2 protein-coding genes are annotated in these 5151 nt (G+C 70.5%); both read right to left on the bottom strand.

What is annotated here, in order from left to right; genetic code table 11:
* A partial coding sequence (locus ABF990_RS14505) for a UvrD-helicase domain-containing protein (RefSeq protein ID WP_415506667.1) occupies positions 1–3406 on the bottom strand: 3406 nt, incomplete at its 3' end.
* Between the two features lie 251 nt (positions 3407–3657).
* Positions 3658–5151, bottom strand: a 1494-nt coding sequence (locus tag ABF990_RS14510; protein WP_415506668.1) for a PD-(D/E)XK nuclease family protein, incomplete at its 5' end; no start/stop codon positions are given.

Consider the following 5151-nt stretch of genomic DNA (forward strand, 5'->3'; position numbering starts at 1 on the left):
CGGGGGGCAGCGGGCCGAGCATGGCGTCATCCGGGCGGGCAGGGGCTAGCGGGCGGGCCAGGGGTGCTTCCGCCACCGGGGGGGTGGCCCGCCATGACGGCGCACACCCGGCCCAGCCCGGCAGGGTGCTATCCACCCGCGCGGCCTGCGGCGTAGATGCCGCCCCTACAACCGGGGCCGCAGCCACCTGCGGCAAGGCAACAGGCAGTTCCTCCAGCACTAGGCGCTGTGCAGGGCCGGTGCCAGCCGCCTGTTCGCCGTTCTGGTTCGTGCCGGGGCCGGACGCCGGGTCAGAGGCAGGATCAGAGGCAGAATCGCGCACGGTGGCGGAGCCGGGAACTGGACCCGGGCTGGATACTGGCCCGGATATTGGGCCGGATATTGGGTTGGGGTCTCGACCGGGAGCGCCGCCAGCGTGCGTACTGCTTTCCGTGGCAGCGTTCATGCCCCTGATACGGCCCGTGGTACCGCCGGTGGTACCGCCAGCGTTCGGGCCGGTATTCGGGCCAGTATTCGTGTCGGTATGACTGACGATACCGGCGTCTGTGTGCGTATCGTCGTCCCAGCCTTGCGGTTGCGCGCCCGCGCGCTCGAACCCCTGACGGCAGCGTTCGTACCAGCTTTCGGGCGGGACGGTACGCCCCGGTTTCCAGCCGCAGACCACCAGCCGGTCGGCAGCACGGGTCAGGGCGACGTAAAGCAGGCGGTTGTATTCCTCCACCGCGCGGGCGCGCATGGCGTCGGCCAGTTTGCGCGTCAGCCCCACGCCCATGGCGGCACGCGGCACATACAGGGGCACGTCCATGCCGGTTGCGGTGTCACGCGTCCAGAACAGACGGTCCTCGAACTTGGGTGTGCCCACCGTGTCGGGCAGGATGACAAGCCGCGCCTGCAAGCCCTTGGACCCATGCGCGGTCATGACACGCACGGCATTGCCCCCGGCCTCGGCCTCGCGCCGGACCGCCTCCTGCGAATGCCGCAGCCAGTGCAGAAACCCCTGGAGCGAGGGGGGGTTCTGGTCCTGATAGCGCAGGGCGGCCGAAAGCAGTTCGTCCACCGGTTCCGCCGCCTCCGGCCCCAGCCGGGCCAGAAGCCGCGCCCGGCCGCCAAGCTGGCCCAGCGCCATGCACAGCAGTTCATACGGGCCAAGGTAATCCACCCGGCCGAACAGCGTGCCCAGCATGGCCCAGGCCTGCGCCCAGTCGGGCCGGGTGGCGTGACGTTCGCGCAGGGCGGACCATAGCGGTTCGCCCCTGTCGCGCGCGGTGGCCAGCGCCATCAGGCTGTCATCGCTCAGCCCGCCAAGGGGGGATGTCAGCACGCAGGCCAGTGTCAGGTCGTCCTGCGGCAGCAGCAGGGCCGCGCACAGGGCCATGAGGTCCTGCACGGCAAGCTGGTCGGCCAGGCCCGTGCGCACCAGGCTGACAACGGGAATGGCCTGTTCCTTGAGCGCGCGCACCAGCATGCCCACGAACGGCGAACGCCGTGGCACCAGCACCAGCACATCCGCCGGGGTCAGCGGTTTTTCCCCCGGTAAAGGAGGGGCCGCAAGCTGGCGGGCAATGTAGCGGGCAAGCCTGTCGGCCAGTTTCTGGCGCGGGCTCTGGCGCGTCGTATTGGCCTGTGCGGGCTGCCACGGGCTGATGGCCTGCGCGGTGTCATCGTCCTGCGCTTCCTCCAGCGGCCACAGTTCCACCCGCCCGCCCTGGCCCGGCCGCGCCGTGACATGGCGCATGCCCCGCCGCGACGCGCTGGTGCCATTGCCATCGGCCTGCGGGTCTGCATCGCCCTCATCCGCCACCACAACGCCACGGGCGGCCTGCGGGCAGGCGAACACGGCGTCCACCAGGGCCAGCACGGGGGCCGTGGAGCGGAACGAGACTGTCAGTTCGGGCTCGCGCCAGGGCAGTTCAGCCCCCAGCGCGCGCTGCTTGAAGCGGTTGCGCCAGTCACGGAATGCCTCGGGGTCCGCGCCCTGAAAGCCGTAGATGGACTGTTTATAGTCCCCCACCGCAAAAACCGTGCGCGGCCCGTCCTGCGCGTCGCGCGCGCCCTCGCCCACGAAAAATTCTTCCGTCAGGTCACCGGCGATGCGCCATTGCTCGGGCGAGGTATCCTGCACCTCATCGAGCAGGAGATGGTCGATCCCGCCATCGAGCTTGTACAGCACCCACGCGGCACCGGGCTGGCGCAGCAGGGCCAGCGTGCGATGGATCAGGTCGTCATATTCCATCTGGCCGAGTGCGGCCTTGCGCTGCGCGTACGCCGTCGCCACAGGGGCGGCGGCCCGCAGCACCGCAAGGCCCAGCCGCGCCAGATGCCGGGCATTGAGCATGTCCTCCACCGCGATGATCCGCTCGGCCTCACGGTGCAGAAGGTCCGCGACGTCCTCATGCTCTTTGGCAAGCTTCGGGCTTATCAGCCCCCTGCTGCGGGGTTTGCCGTCCCGCGTCAGCAATCCCTCGCGCCAGAGGGTCCAGTTTGCCGCGCGATCCGCAACCGGCAGGGCCAGCCAGTCGAGCAGGCGCAGCACATTGGTGCGGATCGTTTCCGTGCCTTTGCGCTCCAGCAGGCGCAGGGCGTCGCGCAATGCCTCTTCATGCGCAAAGCCCGCGCAGGCATTTTCAAGAAAAGTCGCCTCGGTCCCGCGCAGGGCATGGGCGGGCAGGCCCAGTGCGCGGCACAGAACCGCCTGGGCCTGGTCGGGCTGCGCCGCGGCCTGGGCAAGAATGGCCTGGGCGGACGCACTGCGCCGGAGTGTGCCCGCCAGCGCCATGAAATCCCCCAGACCGATCTGGCCGGCCAGCGGGGCCAGCACATCCGCCCCCAGCGTGCCCAGAACCGATTCGGCGCAGCTTTGCAGGGTCAGGGCGGCTTCTGTTTCCTCCATGACCGTAAAATGCGGGTTCATGGCCGCCTCAAGCGGGAAGCGCCGCAGCAGCGACTGGCAAAAGGCATGGATGGTGCCGATCCGCATGCCGCCGGGCATGTCCAGCACCTCGGCAAACAGGGCCCGCGCACGCGCGCGGGTCTGCGGTGTCGTGGGCACGGACAGGGCCTGCAATTCGCCATCCAGCGCCGCATCGGCCAGCGTGACCCACCGGCCCAGCCGCGTTTGCAGGCGAATGGCCATTTCCGCCGCTGCCGCCTTGGTAAAGGTCAGGCACAATATGCGTTCGGGCGCACTGCCCGGCAGCAGCGCGGCCTCGGCCCCCGGTGGGGCCTGCGGGTCCAGACGGGGCAGCATCAGCCGCAACAGGCGGTCGATCAGCAGCTTTGTCTTGCCACTCCCCGCCGAGGCGGACACGAACACCGAGGCCGTGGGGTCTGACGCTGCGGCCTGCTGGCGGTTGGCCTGGGCAATGGCCCCCGATATGGCGCCCGTACCATCCCCACCAACCGCCATTTGGGCCGCCATCCGGGCCGCCAACGGGGCCGCCAACGGGGCCGCGATTTGGGCCGCCGCCGGGGCCGCCTCCATTCCTGTCCCCGGGGCTGCGCCCGGAGCCTTCGCCGGGGCCTTACCTGGAGTCGCCCCTGAAGGCGTCCCTGAAGGCGTCCCCGAGGTCGCATGTGTTGGCTGGCCCGTCCGCACGGTATCCGGCATGCCCGTAGCGGGCGGCGCACCCGGGAGGGGCGGGTTGGCCGTGGGACCGCTCATGCGTCGTTCTCCGTGCGGGCGGCACTCCATTCGGGCACGCGGGCCAGACGGGCATAATCAGCAAAACGGGGTTCCTGCCCCGGATGCGGGTGCGACAGGTACGGCCGCGTCGGGTCGTCATACGCGGCAATGCGTTCCAGCAGGTTCTGCCATGTCTGTTCGGCCAGTTTGGTCAGGCTTGCGACCTCGCGCGGGGTAATGCTGACCTCCTGCCCCGGATCGGCCCCGCCGGTCAGCCGCCAGTATGTCAGTGCGCCGATGGAACAGTCCGCCGGCACCGCCTCGAACCCGCCCTGCAGGATCATGGCGGCTTCCAGCGGGAGCTGCGGGCTCCAGCCCGCCAGCACGTCGCGGGTGGCGGGCAGCATGCCGGTCTTGTAGTCCTGCACGTTCACCCCGCCCTGTGCGTCCATGTCTATGCGGTCGGCCCGGCCCACCAGCGTGAACGGCCCGGCGGGGGCTGGCATGACCACCCGGCCCCGCGCTTCGGTCAGGATTGCATGGGGTGGGCCGTTCTGGTCCCGGCGGCGGGTTTCCGCCTCCGCCACCCATTGGGCGATGCGCAGCAGTCTGGGCTCCCACCAGGCGCGCAGGGCGGGGCGCAGTTTGCGTTCGGCAAGGCAGGTCATGAACAGCGCAGCCAGCCTGTGTTCGGCGTCATCGGGCCAGGCCACGCCATGCGCGCGCACCCAGCGTTCCAGCGCGTCATGCACGATCAGCCCGTAATCCGATGCATCGGCCCCTTCCTCCAGTTCCGCCAGGGGCTCCAGCCGCAGGACGTGGCGGGCATAAATGGCGTAGGGGTCGCGCATCCATGTTTCGATTTCGGTCACACTCAGGCGGCGGGGCCGCAAGGCAACGGGCGGGGCCGGACGGGGGGCGGCAACGGGGTTTGCGGCACCGGGCGGCTGGTCGAGCTGGCGCAGCCATGCCAGCACGGGGTGTGCCGGCACGCGCGCACCCCGCCCGGCCAGAAACGCATCCAGCCGGGTCAGCCACCGCGCAGGCACCACGGGCGCGCCCTCGCGCCGGCGGGGACAGGACAGGATGACCTGCCCGGCGGCGGCGACCGTTGCATAAAAATCATGCGCGGCCTGCCCCACCGCCAGTTCAGGCGACGGCAGGCCGACCTTCCGCCGCATGGGCCTGCTCATCCACGGTCCGGCATCGGTTACGGGGGGCCATGTCCCTTCCGACAGCCCGCCCAGAATAACGGTCTGCGCCGTTTGCAGCCGGGCTTCGAACAACCCCCATATGAGCACGCGCGGGTGCAGGGCGGTGGGGTCCGCCCGGCGTGTTACGGCACGGTCCTGCGTCAGCACGGCACCCAGCAGCCCGTCCAGCACCACGGGGGGCTGCGGGGGCAGGATATCGGCCGCCAGCATCAGTTCCCCCAGCCGTTCGGCCAGCAGGTTGCCGTCCTCCCCCCGCCACAGGCGGGCCGGGCCGTCTTCCTCATCCGTGCGGGCCAGCCGTTCGGCCACGGCCAG

It is taken from the genome of Acetobacter sp. (genome assembly GCF_047723915.1).
Lineage (GTDB): Bacteria > Pseudomonadota > Alphaproteobacteria > Acetobacterales > Acetobacteraceae > Acetobacter.